The sequence below is a fragment of the Rhizobium sp. 18055 genome (assembly GCF_902706285.1).
Classification (GTDB): Bacteria; Pseudomonadota; Alphaproteobacteria; order Rhizobiales; family Rhizobiaceae; genus Rhizobium.
In genome coordinates this window covers 433,547-455,240 of the sequence record NZ_CACSKD010000001.1, presented here as the reverse complement: position 1 = coordinate 455,240, position 21,694 = coordinate 433,547, and the positions used below count along the sequence as shown (strand labels likewise).

Annotated in this window: 27 protein-coding genes; 11 read left to right on the top strand and 16 right to left on the bottom strand. The window is 59.7% G+C overall.

Annotation, left to right across the window (positions count from 1 at the left end; translation table 11 throughout):
- Positions 1–2: 2 nt before the first annotated feature.
- Complete coding sequence (locus GVL52_RS02080) at positions 3–236, top strand: hypothetical protein (protein ID WP_160003599.1); 234 nt, start codon at positions 3–5, stop codon at positions 234–236.
- A 362-nt stretch (positions 237–598) separates the two neighbouring features.
- Here the strand turns inward: GVL52_RS02080 and GVL52_RS02075 are convergent, their stop codons facing one another.
- From GVL52_RS02075 to GVL52_RS02050, 6 genes are all read right to left on the bottom strand, one after another.
- On the bottom strand, positions 599–829 hold the full coding sequence (locus GVL52_RS02075) for a hypothetical protein (protein WP_160003597.1): 231 nt from the start codon (positions 827–829) through the stop codon (positions 599–601).
- A 21-nt stretch (positions 830–850) separates the two neighbouring features.
- A complete protein-coding gene (locus GVL52_RS02070) occupies positions 851–1,012 on the bottom strand; it encodes a DUF1328 domain-containing protein (RefSeq protein WP_037185010.1) in 162 nt (53 codons plus the stop codon).
- 69 nt (positions 1,013–1,081) lie between these two features.
- Entirely contained in the window at positions 1,082–1,612 is a 531-nt protein-coding gene (locus tag GVL52_RS02065; protein ID WP_200847740.1) for a hypothetical protein, read from the bottom strand.
- Positions 1,613–1,749: 137 nt separating this feature from the next.
- Positions 1,750–1,935: a DUF3008 family protein gene (locus GVL52_RS02060; RefSeq protein ID WP_160003593.1), complete on the bottom strand. Its 186-nt coding sequence runs from the start codon at positions 1,933–1,935 to the stop codon at positions 1,750–1,752.
- Positions 1,936–2,038: 103 nt separating this feature from the next.
- Positions 2,039–2,296, bottom strand: a complete 258-nt coding sequence (locus GVL52_RS02055) for a glycine zipper domain-containing protein (protein WP_160003591.1) — start codon at positions 2,294–2,296, stop codon at positions 2,039–2,041.
- A gap of 35 nt (positions 2,297–2,331) precedes the next feature.
- Positions 2,332–2,694: a hypothetical protein gene (locus tag GVL52_RS02050; protein WP_160003589.1), complete on the bottom strand. Its 363-nt coding sequence runs from the start codon at positions 2,692–2,694 to the stop codon at positions 2,332–2,334.
- Between the two features lie 232 nt (positions 2,695–2,926).
- On the opposite strand from GVL52_RS02050, the gene GVL52_RS02045 reads away from it, so the two are divergent.
- The 4 genes from GVL52_RS02045 (at position 2,927) to minE (ending at position 6,653) form a co-directional block, all read left to right on the top strand.
- Positions 2,927–4,231 carry a DUF3422 family protein gene (locus GVL52_RS02045; RefSeq protein WP_160003587.1) on the top strand — a complete coding sequence of 435 codons (1,305 nt, stop codon included), beginning with the start codon at positions 2,927–2,929 and terminating at the stop codon, positions 4,229–4,231.
- Between the two features lie 597 nt (positions 4,232–4,828).
- The gene (gene minC / locus GVL52_RS02040) at positions 4,829–5,551 is read left to right on the top strand and encodes a septum site-determining protein MinC (protein ID WP_160003585.1); all 723 of its coding nucleotides are present in this window, start codon (positions 4,829–4,831) and stop codon (positions 5,549–5,551) included.
- A 32-nt stretch (positions 5,552–5,583) separates the two neighbouring features.
- Positions 5,584–6,399: a septum site-determining protein MinD gene (gene minD, locus GVL52_RS02035; RefSeq protein WP_160003583.1), complete on the top strand. Its 816-nt coding sequence runs from the start codon at positions 5,584–5,586 to the stop codon at positions 6,397–6,399.
- Positions 6,396–6,653 carry a cell division topological specificity factor MinE gene (minE, locus tag GVL52_RS02030; protein WP_160003582.1) on the top strand — a complete coding sequence of 86 codons (258 nt, stop codon included), beginning with the start codon at positions 6,396–6,398 and terminating at the stop codon, positions 6,651–6,653. Before minD ends, minE begins: the two co-directional genes overlap by 4 nt.
- A gap of 70 nt (positions 6,654–6,723) precedes the next feature.
- Here minE and GVL52_RS02025 read toward each other — a convergent pair whose 3' ends face one another.
- The 8 genes from GVL52_RS02025 to GVL52_RS01990 all read right to left on the bottom strand — a co-directional run bounded on the left by GVL52_RS02025 (position 6,724) and on the right by GVL52_RS01990 (position 12,779).
- Positions 6,724–7,380 (bottom strand): TetR/AcrR family transcriptional regulator, encoded by a 657-nt coding sequence (locus GVL52_RS02025; protein ID WP_160003581.1) that lies wholly within the window; start codon positions 7,378–7,380, stop codon positions 6,724–6,726.
- 97 nt (positions 7,381–7,477) lie between these two features.
- Positions 7,478–7,819: a hypothetical protein gene (locus GVL52_RS02020; RefSeq protein WP_160003580.1), complete on the bottom strand. Its 342-nt coding sequence runs from the start codon at positions 7,817–7,819 to the stop codon at positions 7,478–7,480.
- Between the two features lie 176 nt (positions 7,820–7,995).
- Positions 7,996–8,340, bottom strand: coding sequence for a hypothetical protein (locus GVL52_RS02015; RefSeq protein WP_160003579.1), 345 nt, complete (start codon positions 8,338–8,340; stop codon positions 7,996–7,998).
- A gap of 51 nt (positions 8,341–8,391) precedes the next feature.
- Positions 8,392–8,685 carry a helix-turn-helix domain-containing protein gene (locus tag GVL52_RS02010; protein ID WP_160003578.1) on the bottom strand — a complete coding sequence of 98 codons (294 nt, stop codon included), beginning with the start codon at positions 8,683–8,685 and terminating at the stop codon, positions 8,392–8,394.
- A 60-nt stretch (positions 8,686–8,745) separates the two neighbouring features.
- Positions 8,746–9,618 (bottom strand): glycine betaine ABC transporter substrate-binding protein, encoded by an 873-nt coding sequence (locus GVL52_RS02005; protein ID WP_160003577.1) that lies wholly within the window; start codon positions 9,616–9,618, stop codon positions 8,746–8,748.
- Between the two features lie 65 nt (positions 9,619–9,683).
- Positions 9,684–10,565 carry a proline/glycine betaine ABC transporter permease gene (locus tag GVL52_RS02000; protein WP_160003576.1) on the bottom strand — a complete coding sequence of 294 codons (882 nt, stop codon included), beginning with the start codon at positions 10,563–10,565 and terminating at the stop codon, positions 9,684–9,686.
- 22 nt (positions 10,566–10,587) lie between these two features.
- Positions 10,588–11,820: a glycine betaine/L-proline ABC transporter ATP-binding protein ProV gene (gene proV, locus GVL52_RS01995; RefSeq protein WP_160003575.1), complete on the bottom strand. Its 1,233-nt coding sequence runs from the start codon at positions 11,818–11,820 to the stop codon at positions 10,588–10,590.
- Positions 11,821–12,302: 482 nt separating this feature from the next.
- Positions 12,303–12,779, bottom strand: coding sequence for an Lrp/AsnC family transcriptional regulator (locus GVL52_RS01990; RefSeq protein WP_160003574.1), 477 nt, complete (start codon positions 12,777–12,779; stop codon positions 12,303–12,305).
- 109 nt (positions 12,780–12,888) lie between these two features.
- Between GVL52_RS01990 and GVL52_RS01985 the strand changes: the two genes are divergently transcribed.
- Together GVL52_RS01985 and GVL52_RS01980 are read left to right on the top strand one after the other, a co-directional pair.
- Positions 12,889–14,370, top strand: coding sequence for an aminotransferase class V-fold PLP-dependent enzyme (locus GVL52_RS01985; RefSeq protein ID WP_160003573.1), 1,482 nt, complete (start codon positions 12,889–12,891; stop codon positions 14,368–14,370).
- Positions 14,371–14,372: 2 nt separating this feature from the next.
- Positions 14,373–15,248: an MBL fold metallo-hydrolase gene (locus tag GVL52_RS01980; protein WP_160003572.1), complete on the top strand. Its 876-nt coding sequence runs from the start codon at positions 14,373–14,375 to the stop codon at positions 15,246–15,248.
- Between the two features lie 123 nt (positions 15,249–15,371).
- Here the strand turns inward: GVL52_RS01980 and GVL52_RS01975 are convergent, their stop codons facing one another.
- Positions 15,372–16,274: a proline iminopeptidase-family hydrolase gene (locus GVL52_RS01975; protein WP_160003571.1), complete on the bottom strand. Its 903-nt coding sequence runs from the start codon at positions 16,272–16,274 to the stop codon at positions 15,372–15,374.
- Between the two features lie 65 nt (positions 16,275–16,339).
- A complete protein-coding gene (locus tag GVL52_RS01970; protein ID WP_160003570.1) occupies positions 16,340–17,122 on the bottom strand; it encodes a LuxR family transcriptional regulator in 783 nt (260 codons plus the stop codon).
- 124 nt (positions 17,123–17,246) lie between these two features.
- Here GVL52_RS01970 and GVL52_RS01965 point away from each other — a divergent pair, with 124 nt between their 5' ends.
- From GVL52_RS01965 to GVL52_RS01950, 4 genes are read left to right on the top strand one after another with little or no spacing between them, the layout of a single operon-like run.
- On the top strand, positions 17,247–18,140 hold the full coding sequence (locus GVL52_RS01965) for a proline iminopeptidase-family hydrolase (protein WP_160003569.1): 894 nt from the start codon (positions 17,247–17,249) through the stop codon (positions 18,138–18,140).
- A gap of 48 nt (positions 18,141–18,188) precedes the next feature.
- A complete protein-coding gene (locus GVL52_RS01960; protein WP_160003568.1) occupies positions 18,189–19,127 on the top strand; it encodes an ABC transporter permease in 939 nt (312 codons plus the stop codon).
- Positions 19,124–19,975 carry an ABC transporter permease gene (locus tag GVL52_RS01955; protein WP_160003567.1) on the top strand — a complete coding sequence of 284 codons (852 nt, stop codon included), beginning with the start codon at positions 19,124–19,126 and terminating at the stop codon, positions 19,973–19,975. The genes GVL52_RS01960 and GVL52_RS01955 overlap by 4 nt, the downstream gene beginning before the upstream one ends.
- Positions 19,972–21,684 (top strand): ABC transporter ATP-binding protein, encoded by a 1,713-nt coding sequence (locus tag GVL52_RS01950; RefSeq protein WP_160003566.1) that lies wholly within the window; start codon positions 19,972–19,974, stop codon positions 21,682–21,684. The genes GVL52_RS01955 and GVL52_RS01950 overlap by 4 nt, the downstream gene beginning before the upstream one ends.
- Positions 21,685–21,694: the final 10 nt, after the last annotated feature.

Genomic DNA, 21,694 nt, shown 5'->3' with positions numbered 1-21,694 from the left:
CTGTGAGGTACTTTTTCAACATCCGCGAACAAGGTGATTTTCTAGCAGATGACACCGGCGTGGAGTTGCCCAGTCTGGACGCGGTCCAGACCGAAGCGGTGCGCACTGCCAGAGAAATGATGGCAGATGGCATTCTCACAGGTAAGGCGCTTGATGAGAGCGTGTTCGAGGTAACCGATGAGAAGGGCAAACTCGTCACAAGCGTCAGATTTGGCGATGCTGTTTCTCATGATTGAGCGCATCTCGCCTCCTTCGCCTAAAGCTCCCGTGATTGCTGCTCTGCCTGATCGGTGATGCGCTGGATTCGTTCGATCTGAGCGACTATGCGCTTGCACTCGACGTCGGACATGCGACGCTTCGGTAAACATGACCGAAGCTGTGTCTCGTCTCTCAACGTCACAACGCCATCCGATTTTACAATGCTATTCGATTCCAATGTCGTGCTTCCACCCTGATGCCGTCGGACATTTCCCGTCTCGTGACATGCTTTTTAACATCCGACGCCTGCCGCATAGTGATGCAACGGCAGGCGTCATTGAATTCCGGCTTCAATCGAAGATGCTGTCAACGCGCTCCACCCGAGAGCCGATTGCTTCTGCTAGACCGTGCTGACCGCAGGCAGATGCGAGATCACCTCATTGCGCTTTTCGTCGGGGAGCGCAGCGATCTTAGTTTTCCAGAATGCTTTTGCCTGCGTGCTATCCGCTTCCCACTCTCGCGTCGATACGAGATTGTCGTCATTGGCGGAGCGACGCTTGCCTCCAAGGCGCATATACTCCTGCGCGAGATCAAGCGCTTCGGTTCGATGGGGAGATGGTGGATTTGACATCGTATTCTCCTCTCGGATCAGTCAGCGGCGCAACAGGCGCATTGCCAGCGAAACCACGAAAAGCACCACGAAAATGAAGAACAGTACCTGTGCGATCGATGCAGATGCACCGGCAATGCCGCCAAATCCCAAAACGCCGGCGATCAGCGCTACAACGAGGAATACCAGGGCGTAATAAAGCATAGCAGTCTCCTTTTCTCCGTTGTGTAGAAACGGGGATCAGGCGACTAAGTTCCGCAGATCGGAAAATCGCTAGCTGGTCGCGGAGCCCAAAGCGCGGCGCGAAAACCGATCGCCCTCGCCGGGCGCCGGTGGTTCGGCGGCGCTGAGGTAGAACCGGAGCGGCGCCGTCGATGCAAACCATAGCGATGCGCCCAGCATGAAATAGGTGCCCATCATATCATTGACCGGGTGGGCGAGGGGGAGGGTCGCAGAACCGACGAGAACGGCCATGCGCAGCGCCCATTCATTCTCGCGCTTGTCGATCGCGGCCGCCCGCATCGTCTTGTAGTCATTCAAGCTATAGGTTGAATTGACGGAGCTTCTCTGCATCAGTCGCAGCGCAGAAGGCACGGCAAGCATGATGAGCGCCCCTTGGCTCAACAGCAGGGTGGGACCCGTTAGAAACTGCAGGCTGGCAATCATCAAGACCGATACGGCAAGCACATGCCATACTGGCTCCAGCATGTCGGGCCGCTGGCCCGTAAGCTGATGCCACCTCTTCAACAGTGCCGCAGCACCCTGAAGCAGCGGCTCATCGACATACCGAGTGATCCAGTTCATACGCTCGCCCAAGACGCGTTGATGTTCGATATGCATCAACATGAAATTTGGTCCGCATCGTGGCGCAGGCGGCATTATCGGGCACGGAAATCAAGTTGCGAGCCGCTTCATCAGTTGCAGCTCGTAAATCCGTTTGGTCAACGGGACACGTGTTCAGGCTTGTTTTTGGTTTTTGTCGAGGCGAACTCTTCGAGTTGCTTTTCGCTCATCGACTCCATCATCGTCCTTGAGGCACCTTTGAGCTTGTTCTTTGGGGTTTCTCCGCGTTTCGCCGATAGCGCCGCACCGGCAGCCTTTTGTTGAGCTTTCGATTTCGCAGGCATGGCTGGGCCTCCTTCTGCCATCTGGTTTAATATATATGGTGTCCCTTTAAAAAGAGCCGCCCGACCGATGGGCTGGTCGGCTCTATGAAATCTGTCGTTCGCCTCAGCGGCAACGCGCTTCGTAGGTCTGGCCGTAGCGATCACGATACACGCAGTACCCGCGACGTTCGGTCGATTGGCCGATGAGCGCGCCGGCCACGCCGCCGGCAACAGCGCCAACCGCGGCCCCGCCTACGCTATGGGTGACCGCACCGCCGATGACCGCGCCGGTTCCCGCGCCGATGGCCGTTCCCTGTTCGGTCGCCGTGCAGGACGCAAGTGCGCCGACCACTGCGCTTACCAAAAGAATTGTTCTCATCATTTCCGTTCTCTCTTTTTTTACATAAAAACAGTAGTTTAGCCTACTTCCGGGCAGCCTCGAACATTCGCGAAGACCATCCTGTCGGGGCCGCCGCGCGTGAAGCCGTCAACGACGATGTTTCTGGATGTCACGCGAACCACATGCGCACGGCGGAAACCGGCATCGCGTGCCGAATCGAGGGCGTCATCGGGGTCGCAGCCTTGGCGAGATGCACGCTCACGGCCGCGGTCATAGTCGTATCTGTTGTCGCGATTGCGATCCTGGTCGCGGTTGTAGACGCCAACACCGCCTGGCCCGACGCGCAACTCCAGGTCCTGTGCGCTGGCAGGCAAACCGGTGAGCGCTCCGCTGCTTAGCGCCATGCCGCCGATCACGACAAACTTGATAAACTGTCTCATTGGTCTCTCTCCCTTATTCAAGGTATCTAACTTAGAAACAGTTCAGCCGGGCTTTGGTTCCTGCACGTTTCTTTTGCCGTGCCGATGGTGTAGCGGCCAGCGTCTGCCCGATTGCGGCATCGAAAGCCCGACATCGGCATTCTGCGTCAAACCGCCACGTCGTACCGAGCGAACCATTTGATAATAGCCAATAGGAAGGGCTGGCCGACGGGGTGCAGTCAGGAGCCATGATTTGTCGAAGCGCAGCTTTTCGTTTCCAGTCGCTGATGTCCGTGCGCGGGCGCTCGGTGAAATCCATTCACGCCCCTACACGCTTATTCCGCTACCCCGCGTCATCTTCCAGGTCGCCTTTCTGACGGAAGCCAATTTTGTCGCCGACCAGGCGATCCTTGCAGAACTCTCTCTGGGCCAAGGTGTCCCGGCTCCTGCAAGTGATACCAGCCACCACACCCTGAAGTGGGGCAATGGTACGCTGCGCTGGGAGCGTCATACCGAGTTCTCGACCTACTTTTGGGATACGCCGGCGCTTGGCGAATTCGGCGTCGAGATCCCGATCAGTCCTTTTGGTGCGAGTTTTGTGGCTCCCGGTCCGTTCATTTCAGGCGTGCGCATTGAAATCCGCCCGGATAGCGAAGACGTCAGCGATGTCATCGCTCATTTCGATCCGACCAGCCTGTGTCAGAGCATGGTCGCCGACAGCCAGGCGACGGTGATCACCGACTTCCGCCAGGACGGTGATGGCCTCACCAAGTTCCTGATCCTCGACCATGGGATGACCGACGCTGCCCGCGGCATGCTCGTTCAGCGGCTTCTCGACATCGAGACATATCGGACGCTGGCGATGATGGGTTTGCCGCTCGCCCAGACCCTGTCGCCCGAAATTCGCCAGATCGAAAACAGCTTTACCGCCGTCACCCAGGGGATGAAGCAGCATGCGCGCGCCGAGGCAGACGCCATGCTGTCAGAGATCACCCGCCTCGCAGCCGAGGTCGAAGCCAACGCGGCGCTCAGCCTCTATCGCTTCGGTGCCAGCCGAGCCTATTACAACATCGTTCTCGAACGCGTCGCGATGCTGACGGAGAAGGCGTTGCCGGGCAACGAGACGCTCGGCGCCTTCCTGCAGCGGCGCTTGGCGCCAGCCATGAGAACCTGTCAGTCGGTCGAGGAGCGCCAAGCTGACCTGTCGCGCAAGCTGGCGCGCGCCACTGCGCTGTTGCGCAGCTGGATCGACGTCGAACTGCAGAAATTCAATACCGAAATTCTCGGCTCGATGGACAAGCGCGCGCATCTGCAATTGCGGCTGCAGCAGACGGTCGAAGGCCTTTCGGTCGCGGCCATCTCCTACTACGTCATCGGACTCGTCGGCTACCTCGCCAAGCTGATCCACAATGTCGGAATCGAGATTGCGCCTGAAACCCTGACGGGAGCCGCCGTGCCGATCGTGGTTCTTGGTGTCTGGCTGACCGTCCGGCGCATTCGCAGCAAACACAGCGACGAACATGTGCGCACCGCAGGCGCGCGCCGTCCTGGCGGTTGAAGCAAAGATTCCAGTTGGACAACAGCCGGGACGCGAACGTAACTGCGGATGACGAAATAAGCGACGATCAGGGCGAAGCATAAAAGAGCGGGCATTCCCTGAAGGCTGAACCCGCCTTGCGTCCTACCGCCGGCGATCGTTGCGACAAGCATGCCCGATATCCAGAAGGCAGTCAGAAAGTCGACAATCGCTGCAAGGACGGCGTGCCACGTCACCGGACTTCCGTGTGCTTCAGTCTCTTGCATCCATGTTTCCCTCAAAAGGTCTTTCGACGTGATTCTGCAGCGGATGGGTCAAGGCTGAGCCGAGCAGATATCTGTTTCGCCGTTTTCTCGGTGGATTGGAAAAATCTCAATTGTCTGCGCATCGGATTTCAAGGGATGACGCTGCTCCGTTTTATGCATGCAGCGTGCCTAAGCGTGACATGCTCTATGATCGCAAACGACTGATTTTGAAACGTTTATTCGCATCATAGAGGTCGTTCCCTTCGCTTCACGCCCCGCGAAATCGTAAAGGATCAGCCCCGTGCAAGTTGCCGATATTAACCTTTTGTTAACCATCTCAAAGGTACAAAGTATCAACGATTTCTTAACATAGATGACCAAATTGCTAACAGATGCTCGCTCCATCCGTATCAAAGGCCGTTCCTTTCTGGCGGTGATGTTGTCGCCTGACCTGCCGCTCGATGATTGGCTGGTTCGGCTGGACGATCTGGCTGCGCGCTCGGCAGGTTTTTTCCTCGGGCGCCCGGTTGTGCTTGATGTGACGGATCTGGAAATCGACCGTGCGCAGTTGAAAGAGCTGGTTGCCGAGCTTGGTAAGCGCAATGTCAGCATCATGGGTGTCGAAGGCGGTCGTCCATCGATTCTTGGCCCCGGCCTGCCGCCGGCACTGAAGGGTGGCCGGCCGATGTCGGATTTCGAGCTGCCGCAGCAGGAGCCTGTCGTGGAAGTGGCGGGAAGCCCGGCTCCGGCGGAGGTTCGCCAGGCGCTGCAGTCTCTCGTTATCCGGGAGCCGGTTCGTTCCGGGCAGTCGGTGATCTTTCCGGAGGGCGACGTGACTGTCATCGGATCAGTAGCGTCGGGTTCCGAGGTGATCGCCGGCGGTTCGATCCATATTTACGGAGCGTTGCGCGGCCGCGCCATGGCGGGGTCGGTGGGAAATGCGTCGGCGCGGATCTTTTGCAGGAAGCTCGAGGCGGAGCTGGTGGCGATCGATGGCATCTACAAAATGGCGGAAGACATGGCGCCGGATCTTCGTGGAAAAGCAGTTCAGCTTTGGCTCGAAGACGAGGCGATAAAGGCCGAGAAACTTATCTGAGCCCAGGTTGGCCAGGACACTAGGAGAGAAAGATGGGGAAAGTCATCGTCGTCACTTCAGGCAAGGGCGGAGTTGGAAAGACAACCTCGACCGCAGCCTTCGGAGCGGCACTGGCACAGAGAAACGAGAAGGTCGCGGTCGTCGATTTTGACGTCGGTCTTCGCAATCTCGATCTGGTCATGGGTGCTGAGCGCCGGGTCGTTTACGACCTGATCAATGTGATCCAGGGCGACGCGAAGCTGTCGCAGGCGCTGATCCGCGACAAGCGGCTGGAAACACTATTCCTGCTGCCGGCCTCGCAGACCCGCGACAAGGACAATCTGACCGCTGAGGGCGTCGAGCGGGTGATGGCCGACCTGAAGCGTCACTTCGACTGGGTGATCTGCGACAGCCCTGCCGGCATCGAGCGCGGCGCCACCCTTGCGATGCGCCATGCCGACGTTGCCGTTGTCGTCACCAATCCCGAAGTGTCGTCTGTCCGCGATTCCGACCGCATCATCGGCCTGCTCGACTCCAAGACATTGAAGGCCGAGCGCGGCGAGCGGATGGAAAAGCACCTGCTGCTGACCCGCTACGACGCCAACCGCGCCGAACGCGGTGACATGCTGAAGGTGGACGACGTGCTGGAGATCCTGTCGATCCCGCTGCTCGGTATCATCCCGGAAAGCATGGATGTTCTGCGGGCTTCCAACATCGGCGCGCCCGTCACGCTCGCCGATAGCCGCAGCGCCCCGGCCATGGCCTATTTCGATGCCGCCCGCCGGCTGGCCGGTGAAGACGTCCCGATGACGGTCCCTGGGGAAAAGCGGGGTATCTTCGGCAAGATTTTCGGAAGGAAGGCCGCATGAGCATTTTCAGCCTCTTTGGCAAACAGAGAACCGCGCCCGCTGCCCGCGAGCGCCTGCAGGTCCTGCTCGCCCACGAACGCTCGTCTACCGGGTCGGACCTGATCTCGATCCTTCGCGAAGAAATCCTGGCTGTGATCGCCAAGCATGTCCAGGTCGATAGCGACCGGGTGCATGTGAAGATGGATCGCGATGAACACATGTCGATCCTGGAGATCGACGTCGAGATCCCGATCAACGCAGCCAGAGCTGCCTGATATCGATGGCGGCACCCTCGGTGCCGCCATATTTCGGCCGGATCGACGAGAGCCATCAGGTCAGGTCAGGTCAGGTCAGGTCAGGTCGGGTGCCAGACGCAAATATCGCGATACAGCGTTGAAGGTGCGCGCGCCGGTCTGCCCGGTCTTTCCAATCGGGGTTTGGCATGCCCATGGCGCCGAACAGCATGTCCATCAGGATGCGCGCGCCGCTCAAAGGATTGTCGATGACGAGCTTGCCGAGCCTTGCCTGTCCATCCAGCCAGTCCGCTAGGTTTTGCCGTGATTTATCGATGCCCTCGCGCCTCAGAATCTCGCCGATCTCGGGGATCTGGGCGCCTTCACGCATAACGATATGGATAAACGCCTCGCGCTCGCGCTGCGTCTCTTCGTCGATATCGATCATGAAAATTTTCTGCAGGACGTCCGCCACCGGCGCGTCTTCCCCCATAGGCCGAGGAAGGTCGAGCATCATCTGCCGGTGGGCTGCGACCACTGCGAGAAAAAGGTCCGTCTTGCTTGGAAATAGCCTGTAGAGCGTCTGCTTGGAGATTTTGCAGCGCGCCGCGACAGTTTCGGTCGTGGTGCCGGCGTAACCGAGATCGACGAAGGTCTTGCGGGCCGTATCGATGATATCGGTCCGGCGCTCCCCGTCGCTCTGGGTCTTCGGCCGTCCGCGCCCTCTCTTGGCCGGCTCATCCTGATCAGTGCTCTCGATTTCGCTCATTGCCATGTCATATCACGTGACAGGCTTTGAGCCAGAGGCTCTGCGCGATAAACAAATGCCAGGCTGCCGAAGCGCCGGCTGATCGCATCACCTGATCTCAGACGTAGGCGGTGCGGTCACCAAAGTCGGTGCTCTCGTCGAAATTCGTATCGCCAATTCGCTCGCTTTCGCCCGACATTTGCGCAGGCGGCGCGGCGGGCTTCGAATTGGTCGCCGCAGCTGGCTGGGCGGCTGTCGTCTCGCTGCTGGCCGAGAGCTTTTCGATCTTTGCTTCGAGTGTTGCGATTGCCTTTTCGACAGTGGCCTTTTCGTCCTCGTCCTTCGTCTTTGCCAGGGTCGCACGCTTTTCGGCAAGCTGTGCCTCCAGCGTGGCAACGTCGGAAGAACTGGACGAAGATGACAGAATTGTAGACGCGGAGCTTGAAACTGCAGAAACCATGACGGTGCCCTCGGTGGTGAAGTCAGGTCATCTAAGGATGCTAATCTTAAGATCCGATAAATAATGTACCGGTGCGTACTAAAATAACAGCTGCGTGGCAAATCGGCAGGGACTGTGCGCCCACCAATCGGAAGGGCGGTGCACAGACCCTGCCGGTCCGCCGGAAGCAACCGATGTCAGCTCTGCACGTAGGCCGAGGATAGCGGTCCGAGGTGCGACGAAATCTGCCGCCATCTTGCCGGCTGTGAGCCTGTGCGGGAAATCATCGCTTCGATCAGCCCGGTTGAGACAGCGTTCTTCAGTTTTCCGTCGCCGTTGCGCATGCCGAGTTCGATCAGTTCGAACACCCGCTGGCGGTCTTCGAGCGACGAAAAGCGCTCGGCGATCAGCCAGCCCATATCGGAATAGAGCGTGTGCATGCCTCGAAGATCAGCACTTCGGCCAGCACTCGTGGCGCTGTCGAGCGCGGGGGTGCCTGGAATATGCTGCGTCAACTCTGCGGTGATGGTCTTCGTATCCATTGTCATTCCTCATTGGTCCGTCGTGCAATCGTCAATCCCAGCCTATGGCTTTCAGCTCGACGTGTGCACATCGTTGTTGTTTGCGGCGGCCAGCCAGATCGGGCCTCTGCCATGTCCGCTCACCAGCCACGCCAGGCTCACCTCAAGGGTGCAGGCGATCGCTTCCAGGCTGTCTGCGAACGGTTCGGCGCGGTCATTTTCCCAGGCCGACCACATATCCGGTGTGATGCCAAGGCGCCGGGCAGCGTCGTCAATCGGCAGATCGACGGCGTCGCGCGCAAGCGATATCCGCCCGCCTATCGTGTCGTCTGTGGCGTGAAATGTGTTGGCGCTGTCGATGTACATCCGTCGCTCCTGTCTGATCGGGAGAAGGGCTTCACCACAGGTGAAGCCCTAGATCGGAAATCAGCCTTCGTCGCCGATCCAGCTTTTCACCTGATCAGGATGGTCGGTGATGTATTTGTCGACCGCCTTGTCGTAGGAGGTCTCCTGCGCGGTGAACATTGCCGCTTGCAGATCAGGGATCGGCAGCTTCATGCGGGACAGGAAGCCGGCGACCTTGGGGTTGTCCGACTTGAAATCCTTGCGCGCCAGGATATCGACGTGTTCGGCTTCGCCGAGCGATTTCCGCGGATCATCGAGGTAACGCAGCTTGTGCTTGCCGAACATCCAATGCGGGCTCCAGGCGGTGGCCACGAACCACTTTTCGCCGCGTTCGGCGCGATCAACCGTCGTCAGCATGCCGGCTTCGCTGGAGATCTGCAGCTTGTAGCCGTCCAGTCCGTAGTCTTTGACCGCCTTCTCTGACAGTCGCATCAGCCCGGCGCCGGGGTCGATGCCCTGGATGGTCCCGGAAAGCTTCTTCTGGACGTCTTCCTTCTTGAGATCTTCGATCGAGCCGATCTGGTCTGCTGGAATATAATCCGGAACGACCCAGCCGAGCTTGGCGCCGTCATAAACGGTTCCGAGCGTCTCGACCTTGTCTTTCACCTTGGCATAATAGTCCGCATGGGTCTGCGGCAGCCAGGCCATCATCATCGCATCAAGGTCGCCGCGACCGACGCCCTGGTAGAGCGGCGCCACATCAGCCTGCACCAGTTCGACCTTTTGATTGAGCTTGGTCTCGATCAGCTTTGCCGCGAGCTTGGTGACGAATTCGGCGTCTGACCATGCTGCCCAGCCGATTTTCACAGGCTTGGCGTCTTCAGCCATGCTTGAGGTGACCGTGCCACCGAGAAGGGCGGCGGCAAGGCCGAGGGTTGCAAGTGTTTTGAACATATGTGCTCCTTTTGCGAAGGTTTGCATTCGGTGGGCGTTGGCCCGCCATGGTTTGGCGCGCAGGGTCAGGCGGTTGCCGTTGCCAGCTGATGGCGCTCTGCCTTGCGGAACAAACTCTGCCAGAAGGCTGGGCGGGGTTTTCCGAGGCTTTGGGTCAGGCGGTCGAGGATGACGGCCAGGATGACAACGGCGATGCCGCCCTCGAACCCGGTGCCGACATCCAGACGCTGGATGCCTGTCAGCACCGTGTTGCCGATGCCGCCGGCGCCGATCATCGAGGCGATCACCACCATCGACAGCGACAGCATGATCGTCTGGTTGATGCCGGCCATGATCGAGGGCATGGCATTGGGTAGTTGCACCTTCAACAGCAATTGCGTGCTGGTGCAGCCGAAGGCGTTGCCGGCCTCGATGAATTCACCATCCACCTGGCGGATGCCGAGATTGGTCAGGCGGACCACCGGCGGCATCGAAAAGATCACCGTGGCGATCGCGCCCGGTACGGCACCGAGGCCGAAGAACATTGCGGCCGGGATCAGGTAGACGAATGCCGGCATGGTCTGCATCAGGTCGAGTACAGGGCGCACGAAGGCAGCGACCGCATCCTTGCGGGCCATGGCGATGCCCAGCGGCAAGCCGATGAGCATGGCGATAAACGTCGAGGCGATCACCAGCGACAGCGTTTCCATCATCGGGCCCCAGAGCTCGATGTGATTGACCAGCAGCAGGCCGAGGGCTGTGAACACCGCAAAGCCGAAACCGACGCGCCAGAGCGAAAGGATCACGAAGACCGCGATTCCAACCGGCATGGGGATGGCGAGCAGGGCATTCTGGATGCCATCGGTGACGAAGCCGATTGTCGCGGCGATGGCGTCCAACAGCGGTGAAAAATTGTCGAGGACGTAATTGACGGCAGCGTCGATGCCGTTTCCGATATCGAAGTTCATGTTTTATCCGATGTGTTTGGGGTCAGCTGGCGCGGTCGAGCGTTTCGAGCAGTGCCGATTTGCTGATGGAGCCGAGATAGCGGTTGCCGTCATCGACGACAGGTACCGGCCATGGGCTGGCGGCGACCTTGCCGAGGACGTTCGACAGCGGCTCGGTGGCAGGGATCGCCTCGATCTCGGGCAGGAAGGCGCCGCGATAGGGGTCGGCGGCCTTGGCCCGCATCTTCTCGATCAGCGACGTCTGGCTGATCATGCCGTGGTAGCGCTTGTCGCGACCGAGGATGATGGCGTATTCGCGGTCATAGTTCTTCATCCGCTCGAGGGCTGCCGCAGCCGAGACGCCATCGCGCTCGATGATCGTCACCTGCGACTTGCGGGCGACATCACCGGCCTTGAAGACGTGGGCAACATCGACATTGCGGAAGAACGAACGAACGTAGTCGTTGGCCGGTTTCGTGACGATCTCGTCAGGCGTGCCGACCTGCACGACATTGCCGTTCTGCATGATGCAGATACGGTCACCGATGCGCATCGCTTCGTCGAGATCGTGGCTGACGAAGACAATGGTGCGGCTTTGCTCCGATTGCAGCCGAACCAGTTCGTCCTGCATCTCCGTGCGGATCAGCGGGTCGAGCGCCGAGAAGGCTTCGTCCATCAAAAGGATTGTCGGCTCGCTGGCCAGCGCCCGGGCAAGGCCGACGCGCTGTTTCATGCCGCCGGAAAGCTGGTCCGGGCGACTGTCGGCATAGCCCTCCAGCCCGACGGCCTTGAGTGCCGCGAGCGCCTTTAGCTTGCGCTCGTCTTCGCCGACGCCCGCAACTTCAAGGCCGAAGGCGGCATTGTTCAGCACCGTGCGGTTTGGAAGCAGCGCAAACGACTGGAAGACCATGCTGATATCGCGACGGCGAAGCGCGATCAGCTCCCGACGCGACATGCCGGTAATATCCTGGCCATCGATCTCGATCGATCCCGAGGTCGGCTCGATCAAGCGGTTCAGGAGGCGCAGAAGTGTTGATTTGCCGGAGCCCGACAGGCCCATGATCACGAAGATCTCGCCGGCGCGAATATCGAAGCTGGCGTCGTTGACGCCAATCGAGCAGCCGGTCGCTGCATGGATCTCGGATTTTGACTTGCCCGAGCGCACCAGCGCCATGGCCCTTTTCGGATGCTCGCCGAAAACTTTATAGACGTTGTTGATACTGATCTTGGTCGTAGCCGACTGTGCCGGCGCGTCTTTTTCAGTTGCAGAATTCATATAATCTAGGCGCCGAGCTCAAGAGGCCGGGCATTCTCCTTTTGATCCAATACTGCAGCCGGCGCCAGTATATCTGTCGCATCAAGCAGTATCGCAATTGTTTCTTACGCAGCCCGTGGCTTTTGATGGGGTGATGATTCTGTCTTCCCCAGCATAGAAATGCTCTTAGGAAGCGTCTCGTACAGAAGCATCGATGTGCGGCGCATATTTGTTCTTTTCAGAGCGCCGCCGCATTGATTGAAGTGAGGCCTATGTAAGGCGATATACGCATGATGTCCATAAAAAAATCAAATTTTTGGAGATCGCTGCGAAAGCGGCGCGCTGATTTCGTTCACAAAACAGCTGTTTTGATCCGCGGTAGCGCCGGCCGTTTTTCGGCTGTTCGCACTGAGACACAGGGCGCTTCGGTCGAGCTGATACGCATTTTCGACTTCGCTTTCCCGATACGACATGCGCCGTCCATATAGGCCGTGCCGCATGCTTCAAAGTCGCTGGAACATCGTCAGATCGGCGGTGCGGTTGCTGATAATCGTCTCCATGGAGAAGAAGCCGGTCACCGTTGCAAGGTCGAAATCGGTGATCAGCTTTTGGTAGAATGCGTCATATCCTGCAATCCCGCGCGTCATGACCTTGATGAGATAGTCCCATTCTCCGCCAATCCGGTAAAAGTCGGTCACCTCAGGGAGGCTCTCGACATGTTTGCAGAAGCTGATGGCCCAATCCTTGGAATGATGGCGGGTGCGGATCATCACGAAGACGGTCAGATCGATCCCGAGCGCCACAAGATCGATCTTGGCATGCGTTCCAAGGATGATGCCGGTTTCATTCAAGCGCTGCAGTCGGCGCCAGCAGGCATTTTGCGACAGGCCGACAGCATCAGCCAAATCACGCTGCGAGATCGTGCCATTCCTCTGCAGGGTTGAGAGAATGCGCATATCAAAATCATCGATTTTTATCATAAGAGGCTATCACCTGACCCAGTTCTAAGGAATTATTGCCGGAAAATGGTGAAGTCTCAAGCGTGATCTTGGGTTATAATCAGCTCGAGTTTGATTGGGAGTGTATGCGATGGCTGTTTTGTCGACTGATTTACAACAATCCCAGGGCCCGCTGCACGACTTCAGGCAGGGCCTCATCGATGGTGACGTCGTCTCCGAGTTGCGCTCAGGCCTGATCGGAAAAACCGCGACCATCGAAGGCCCCTATGGCGTAAAGCAGCTTCTCTACGCTGATTACGTGGCCTCGGGACGGGCACTCCTGCAGATCGAGCGCTTCATCCTGGACGAGGTTCTCCCTTATTATGCCAACAGCCATACCGAGGCGTCCCACTGCGGCGGGTTCATGACGCGTCTGCGCAGGGAAGCGCGTGCGATTATTGCCCAGTGCTGTGGAGCCGGCGCCGAACACGCCGTCATTTTCGCAGGTTCCGGCGCCACGGCCGGCATCAACCGGCTGGTCAAGCTGCTCGGTGTCGAGCAATCGCTGGCGGCTGGCCAGAAGGTGCGCATCATTGTCGGCCCATACGAGCATCATTCGAATATCCTGCCTTGGCGCGAAAGCGGCGCTGAGGTCGTCGAGATCAGGGAAGATCCTTCCGGTGGCCCGGATATCGAGGCGTTTCAGGTGGCTCTCAACGAGACCGCAGATCTGACGATCTGCAGTTTCTCGGCCGCTTCGAACGTTACCGGGATCATGACCGATGTCGAGGCGATCACCCGAATTGCCAAGGCAAACGGTGCAAGCATGGTCTGGGACTATGCTGGGGCCGGTCCGTATCTGCCGATCTTCATGTCTTATGGCCCGGATGCCGAGATCGACGCCGTCGTGGTGTCACCGCACAAGTTCATCGGTGGCCCGTCTGCATCGGGTGTCCTGATCATGAGGCGGGATGCGTCCGTCATCGCCAAGCCCTCGTGGCCCGGCGGCGGGACCGTCAAATTCGTCTCGCCAAACAGCCACGATTACAGCGACAGTCTCGAAGCGCGGGAAGAAGCAGGGACGCCCAACGTCGTCGGCGATATCCGGGCGGCGCTGGCGTTCCTGGTGAAGGGTGCGCTTGGAGCTGACTATTTCGCGGCCAGAAACGCCGAGCTGACAGCGCGCGCGCTGGCTGCATGGCGTGATCTCGATCATCTGGAACTGCTGGGCGAACTCGCGCCGCAGAGGCTGCCGATCTTTTCGTTCCGGGTAAAGGACGGCCAAGGCGGCTATATCCATCAGCAGCTGATCACGCGCATGCTGAGCGATCGTTTCGGGATCCAGGCCCGCGGGGGCTGCGCCTGCGCCGGCCCGTATGTCCACCGCTTGCTGTCGATCGATGACGAACAGTCTGAGGAGATACGGCAGGCGATCCTCAACGGTGAAGAGATCCGCAAGCCCGGCTTCATCCGCCTCAATTTCAGCGTCCTGCTGTCGGACCAGGATGTCGATTTCATTCTGAACGCGGTCACGGAGCTTGCCGCCGACGCGAGGGATCATGCGCAAAATTATGACTTCGATGCCAGCCGTGCGATCTTCTTTCCACGAAACGACGAGCGAAACGCAGCCTGACCATGAACACGCCAGACGTCACCGGTTTCTATCACGAACGCACCGGCAGCATTCAATATGTCGTGGCGGATTTGGCGACAGGCAAATGTGCCATCATCGACCCTGTGCTCGACTACGATGAAAAGTCGGGCTCAACGGCCACGAAAAGTGCCGATGCGATCCTGCAGCACATTGCCGGCCGCGGCCTGAGCGTGGAGTGGATCCTGGACACGCATCCTCATGCAGATCATTTCTCGGCCGCCCAGTACCTGAAATCGAAAACGGGCGCGCCGACGGCGATCGGCGCGCATGTCATCGCCGTGCAGAGACTATGGAACGACATCTACAACTGGAGTGGCTTCGCCTGCGACGGCTCGCAGTGGGACAGGCTCTTTTCGGCCGGGGACAGTTTTTCGATCGGTAATATCGACGGAACCGTTTTCCATTCTCCGGGTCACACGCTGGCATCGATCACCTACGTGATCGGTGATGCCGCATTCATCCACGATACACTGTTCATGCCTGACAGCGGATCGGCGCGGGCCGATTTCCCCGGTGGGAGTGCGAGCGACCTCTGGTCGTCCATCCAGGAAATCCTGACGCTGCCGGACGAGACGCGCCTGTTTACCGGTCACGACTACCGGCAAGGCGGGCGCCAGGCGACCTGGGAGAGCACTGTCGGCTTGCAGCGGCGCTCCAATCCGCACGTCGCCGGCAAAACACAGGCAGACTTCATCGCTTTGCGAACGGCGCGCGATCGGACCTTGCCGATGCCGAAGCTCATGCTGCATGCCCTGCAGGTCAATCTTCGAGGCGGCGAATTGCCGCCGCCCGAGGATAACGGTCGGCGATATCTGAAAATTCCGCTGAACGCGTTTTCCGGCACCGCGTCTGATTGAGCGCGGCCGCGCTGGCGCCTGTTAGAGCCCAGCGCTGACGTCTCGACGGCGAAATTCCCGTTGTCGCGGATGCGCCTGCAATTACTCAGACGCACCGCGGATCACCGCAAACCCGGTCTGGGCTCAGTCGTGCCGGGACAGGAACGTCGAGACCGTGTCGAGGCACAGCGCCTTTTCCTCGACATGCGGCATGTGGCTTGAGTTCTCGAACAGCACCCACTCGCAATCGGGAACATGATCGACATAAGGCTTCACCACCAATGGCGTGGCTTCGTCATACTTGCCTGAGATCAGCAGCGTCGGCGCCTCGATCCGGCTCAGTCGATCCTCGATCGTCCAGTCCTTCATCGTTCCGATGACGTGGAACTCGGTCGGGCCGTTCATGTTGCGATAGACGGTGTTGTCCTCATCCATGATCGCGAAGGTACGGGCGACTTCCGCCGGCCAAGGCGTGACGCGGCAGACATGCCGGTCGTAGAAGACCCGTGATGCGGCGATGTATTCCGGGTCGGTCAGCGTCTCTGCAAGTTCGTGCTTGAGCAGTGTATCCTGTACGTCTCTCGGCAGTTCCTCGCGCAGGCGGTTGGCCTCCGAAACCCAGGTATGCATGTTGGCGGGCGAATTGGCGATGACCAGGGCCTTCAGGCCCTTTGGCTGGCGAACCGCGTGTTCGGCGCCGAGCATCCCGCCCCAGGACTGGCCGAGAAAGGCATAGCGATCGGCAATGCCGAGATGGGCGAGAAGTGCGTCGAGTTCTTCGAGGAAGAGTGCCGGCGTCCAGAAGTCGGGACCCTTGTCCGGAAGGCGGGTCGAGTTGCCGTTGCCGAGCTGATCGTAATGAATGACGGCTCGGCCATCGAGCGCGGATATGTCCTTGAAGCTATCGACATAATCATGGGTGCAGCCCGGTCCACCATGGGCGACCACCAGAGGCAGCTTGCCGCTGTCGAGCGAGCCGGTGATGCGGTACCAGGTGCGGTATTCGCGAAACGGCAGATAATCTTCCTTCGACGTGACAGCGGTCACGGGCATCTCCATCCTTGGGTATCCGATGGAAAACCATAGCGTGGCGGCGCAAGGCGCGGCAGCTATCAGAAGTTATAGGATGGCCTGTCTTCCAGCAGGCGATAGTGCGTGGCACGGACGACGGCCTGGGTACGGTTCTTGGCCCCAAGCTTCTTGGCGGCTGCATTCAGATGCATCACCACGGTTGGTACGGAGCGCTCGATCATGCGGGCGATCTCCTTGGCGGACAGCCCTTCGGCCGAGTAACGCAGGCATTCGCGCTCGCGCTCGGTCAGTCGCGGCCTGCCGGCACTGCGGGCTTGCGTGTCAAAGAGATCGTAGGCCGTCTCGTGAAACACATGGGCGAGCAGCCCGAAATCGGCGATGTAGCGCAAGGCGTCCCGCTGGAACTGCTTGTCCTGGCCATAGCGGATACCCGTGACCGTGGCGTAGTCGCCACGCGGCATATGGATCGGCACGGTCACGCCGCTCGACATGTCACGTTCGCTGAGGTAGCGGGCAACCGGCTCGGTGTTCTCACTCATGAAGCGGTTGATCAGCGTTTCGGCATTTGCGTCGTAGTTCCAGAAGAACGGCGTCGATGTGCGCAAAGCCACTTGCTGAACCGGGTCGATGCGGAAATAGCCGCGATCGAACCAGTAGTCGTGCATGTCGTCGGAAATGTTGCGCAGCTTCAGTAGCGACGGGATCATGATCTCGCCGTCGAGATCGTAGGGTACCGGCGTGTAATCGTAGATCAGCGCTTCGAAGCCCAGGCTCTTCATCGCCTCGTGCACCTGATCGATCCGGCCATCCAGCGTCTGATGGTCAGTGAACTGCCGTTTGATCTCGCGGATTCCGTCAAGCATGGCCGACTCCCGGTAAGCAAGAACGCCACCTATCACTTCTTATAGCTGGCGCGGAATGCTGTTTGGGATAAAAATTTAGCCTTGCCCAATTAATGAGCAAGCAGAATCTTTGCCGGAGACATCAATGTGGCGTGAAATCGAGCCTGACGAGCGATATGAGATCGATGTCGATGGCTACAAGGTGATTGCCTACAGCTTCGGAAGCGGCGATGAGACGGTGTTCTGCCTGAACGGCGGCCCCGGCCTTCCCTGTGATTATCTGCGCGAAGCGCATTCCTGCCTTGTTGACAAAGGCTATCGCGTCGTCGCCTTCGACCAGCTCGGCACCGGCGCCTCCGATCGGCCTGACGATGCCGGGCTCTGGACCATCGGCCGCTATGTCGAAGAAACGGAAACCGTTCGCAAGGTGCTCGGCCTCGGCAAGGTGCATATGCTTGGCCATTCCTGGGGCGGCTGGCTGGCAATCGACTATGCGCTGACCTATCCCGAAAACCTGCAGACGCTGATCCTCGAGGACACCGTCGCCGACATGCCGCATCTGATCCTGGAACTCGAGCGGCTGCGCGCAGCGCTCGGGCCGGAAACGGTGTCCATGATGCAGAAGCACGAGGCGCAGGGCACCTACGACCACCCGGAATACCAGGCTGCCGTGACCATTTTGAACTACCGCCATGTCTGTCGCCTGCCGGAATGGCCGGCTCCGGTGCGCCGGTCGCTCGACGACTGGAACATGGGCCCCTATGCGACGATGCAGGGACCGAATGAATTTCTCTACATCGGCAACCTCAAGGACTGGAACCGCATCCCGGATCTTTCCCGCGTCACGGTGCCGACGCTGATCACGACAGGCGAACATGACGAGTTGACGCCGGCCTGCGCGTTGCGCATGAAACTCGCTTTGCCGAATGCGGAATTGAAGGTGTTTGCCAACGCCAGCCACATGCCGTTCTACGAGAATCCGGGTGACTACTATCCGGCGCTTCTCGATTTCCTGTCCCGGCACAAGGCCGCGCAATGAGAAGAGAAGCTATACAGAGCATGTCGAGACAAAGGAGCGATCGTCGCGATGCATCGCTATAGATTTGTTCTGACGCGTCCCCTGCAGTTTCTGCCTGTCATTTTCGGCATCAGCGTCATCACCTTCATTCTGGTTCGGCTGATCCCCGGCGATCCCGCCCGCAACATTCTCGGTACCCGCGCGACGCCGACCGCCATTGCCAATATCCGCGCGCAATACGGTCTCGATGAGCCGATGTGGCTGCAGTATTTCTACTTCCTGCGCAACCTCGCCAATGGCGAGATGGGCAAGTCCATTCTCTACAAGATCGACGTGCTGAAGCTGATCCTTACCCGTATCGAGCCCACCGTTGCGCTGGTGCTGGCAAGCGTCATCCTGTCGGTGCTGATCGCCGTGCCGATGGCAGCGATCGCCGCCCGCAACCGAGGCGGATTGGCCGATCATGCAGTCCGGGTGATTTCGACATTCGGTATCGGATTTCCTCCGTTCTGGCTCGGCCTGATGCTGATCATCCTCTTCAGCGTCCAGCTCGGTATCTTCCCGGTCTCCGGCTACGGCACCACCCTGGGAGACAAGCTCGCCCATCTGGCGCTACCGAGCCTGACGATCGCGCTTTCGCTTTCAACCGTGCTCACCCGCAGCCTGCGCGCAGCGATGATCGAGGGGCTGAAATCGGATGTCGCGACCGCTGCGCGAGCCCGCGGCATGCCCGAGGGCATCGTCTTCTGGAAACACGTCGTGCCGAACTCGCTGGTGCCGACCATCAATCTGCTCGCGGTCAACATCGGCTGGCTGATCGGCGGTACTGTCGTGGTGGAGAGCGTCTTCGCGCTGCCCGGCATGGGGCAACTTCTGGTGCGCGCCATCTTCTCGCGCGACTACATGGTGGTGCAGGGCGTCGCCATGGTGTTTGCCTGCGCAACGGTACTGATCAATTTCATCGCCGACATCGTGACCGTCGCCGTCGATCCGAGGGTGACGCTATGAGCGCGATGGCGATGGCACCGACATCAACCGGTTGGCGGACGTTTCTCGGCAAGCGTCTGGCGCTCACGATCGGCGCTGGCATCCTGTTGATCTTCGTGCTGCTCGCCGTCGGCGCTCCGTTGATTGCGCCCTACGATCCGATCTTCCAAAACGCCGATGTTCGCCTTCAGGCGCCATCGCTGCTGCATCCCTTCGGCACCGACAATTTCGGTCGCGACATCCTCTCGCGGGTTATCTGGGGAACACGGATCGACCTGCAGATCGCCATCATCGGCGTTGTCTTTCCGTTCATCATCGGCACCACGGTCGGCACCATTGCCGGTTTCTTCGGCGGCGTCGTCGATGCGCTGTTCATGCGTCTCGTCGATATCATCCTGGCCTTCCCATTTCTGGTGCTGATGCTGTCGATCATTGCCATTCTGGGGCCAGGTCTCAGCAGCTTCTACATTGCCATGGCGCTGGTCGGCTGGGTGTCATACGCGCGGCTGATCCGGGCGCAGATGCTGGTGCTGAAGAACAGCGACTATGCGGTTGCCGCCGTCAGCCTCGGCTTCAGCCGCTTCCGCATCATGTTCCGCCATCTTCTGCCCAACGCGATTGCCGGATCGATCGTGTTTTCGATGTCGGATGCCGTGCTGGTGCTGTTGAGCGGCGCGGCCGTCAGCTATCTCGGCCTTGGCGTGCAGCCACCGATCGCCGAATGGGGCGTGATGGTGGCGGAAGGCCAGAGCTTCATCACCACGGCCTGGTGGATCACGCTTTTCCCCGGCCTGTCGATCGTCGTCTTCGCCTTTGGCTTCAGCATGCTCGGCGATGCGCTCGGCGAAGTTCTGGGAGTGCACGAATGAGCGCCCCCGTCCTGTCCGTCCGCGACCTGACGGTCAAAGCCTATGGCGACGAGGGCGTCCGCACCCTGATCGACGCCGTCTCGCTCGATCTCGGCAAGGGCGAAATCCTCGGCCTCGTCGGTGAAAGCGGCTCCGGCAAGAGCCTGTTTTGCCGCTCGCTGGTGCGCCTCCTGCCATCTTCGCTGCTGAAGCTTGAAAGCGGCAACGTCTTTCTGGAGGGCCGCGACCTGACCGGGATCAGCGATGCGGAAATGCTGGCCGTTCGTGGCGGTGAGATCGGCATGGTGTTCCAGAACCCCACCAGTCATCTCGATCCCGTCATGCGCATCGGCGACCAGATCGCCGAAGGCATCCGCTATCATCAAGGTCTCAATGCGCGGGATGCGCGTGCGGCGGCGATAGAGATACTCACCCAGGTCGGCTTTCCCGATCCGGCCAGGCAATATGACAGCTATCCGCACGAATTTTCCGGCGGCATGCGCCAACGCGCCATGATCGGCGTGGCGCTGTCGTGCAACCCAAAGATACTGATTGCCGACGAGCCGACGACCGCGCTCGACGTCACCATCCAGGCGCAGATCCTGCGGCTTTTGATGGAACTCCGTGACAAGCGCGGGCTTTCGATCATCCTCATCACCCACGATCTCGGCATCGTCGCGCAAACCTGTGATCGGATCGCCGTGCTGCGCGGCGGCAGGCTGCTGGAACAGGGGCCGAAGCGAACGATCTTGTCGCATCCGCAGCATCCCTACACTGTCAGTCTGATCGCCAGCCATCCGTCGATGCCGGCCGAAGTGACTTCTGAAGTGATCGCCGCCGGACCGGAGAAAAGCGTTGCAAGGCCGCTGCTCGAAATCGACGACCTGCATGTCCGCTTCAACGTCGGCGGCGGCCCTTTCAAAGGCAACTCGAAGACGGTGAGTGCGGTTGCCGGTGTCAGCCTGCAGATCATGCCCGGCGAGAGCGTCGGCATCGTCGGCGAATCCGGCAGCGGCAAGAGCACACTGGCACGCGCGATCCTCGGCCTGACGCCGCTATCGTCGGGTCACGTGACCTTCGACGGCATTGATCTCGCGCAACAGAAGGTAGCCGGCTTGGCACGCATCCGGCGCGAGGCGGCGATGGTGTTCCAGGACCCGTTCAACGCGCTCAATCCAAGAATGACCATCGGCCAGACGCTCATGGAAGTCCTTAAGGTGCAGGGAAAAGTCGAGACCTCGGCCATCCCCGCCCGCGTGAGCGAACTGCTCGATCTCGTCGGCCTCGAGCGCGAGTTTGCCGGTCGCAAGCCGCGCAGCATGAGCGGCGGCCAGTGCCAGCGCGCCGGCATTGCCCGCGCATTGGCTGTCGATCCCAAGATGATCATCGCCGACGAATGCGTGGCGGCACTCGACGTCACCATTCAGGCGCAGATCATCGATCTTTTCCAGGAGCTGAAGCAGAAGATGCAGCTGACGCTGCTCTTCATCGCCCACGACCTCGCGATCGTCCGCAATCTCTGCGAACGCGTCGTGGTGATGTATCGCGGCGAAATCGTCGAGGAGGGGCTGTCGGCCGATGTTTTTGCGCGCCCGCAAAATCCCTATACCGCCGCCCTGATCGCCGCCATTCCCGATATCGATCCGGACAATCGGCTGCTGGACGATGTCCCTGTAGCCGAACCCGATGTCTATTCCGTGCCGCCTCTGCCAATGAAACATTTGCAATAACAACAAAGGG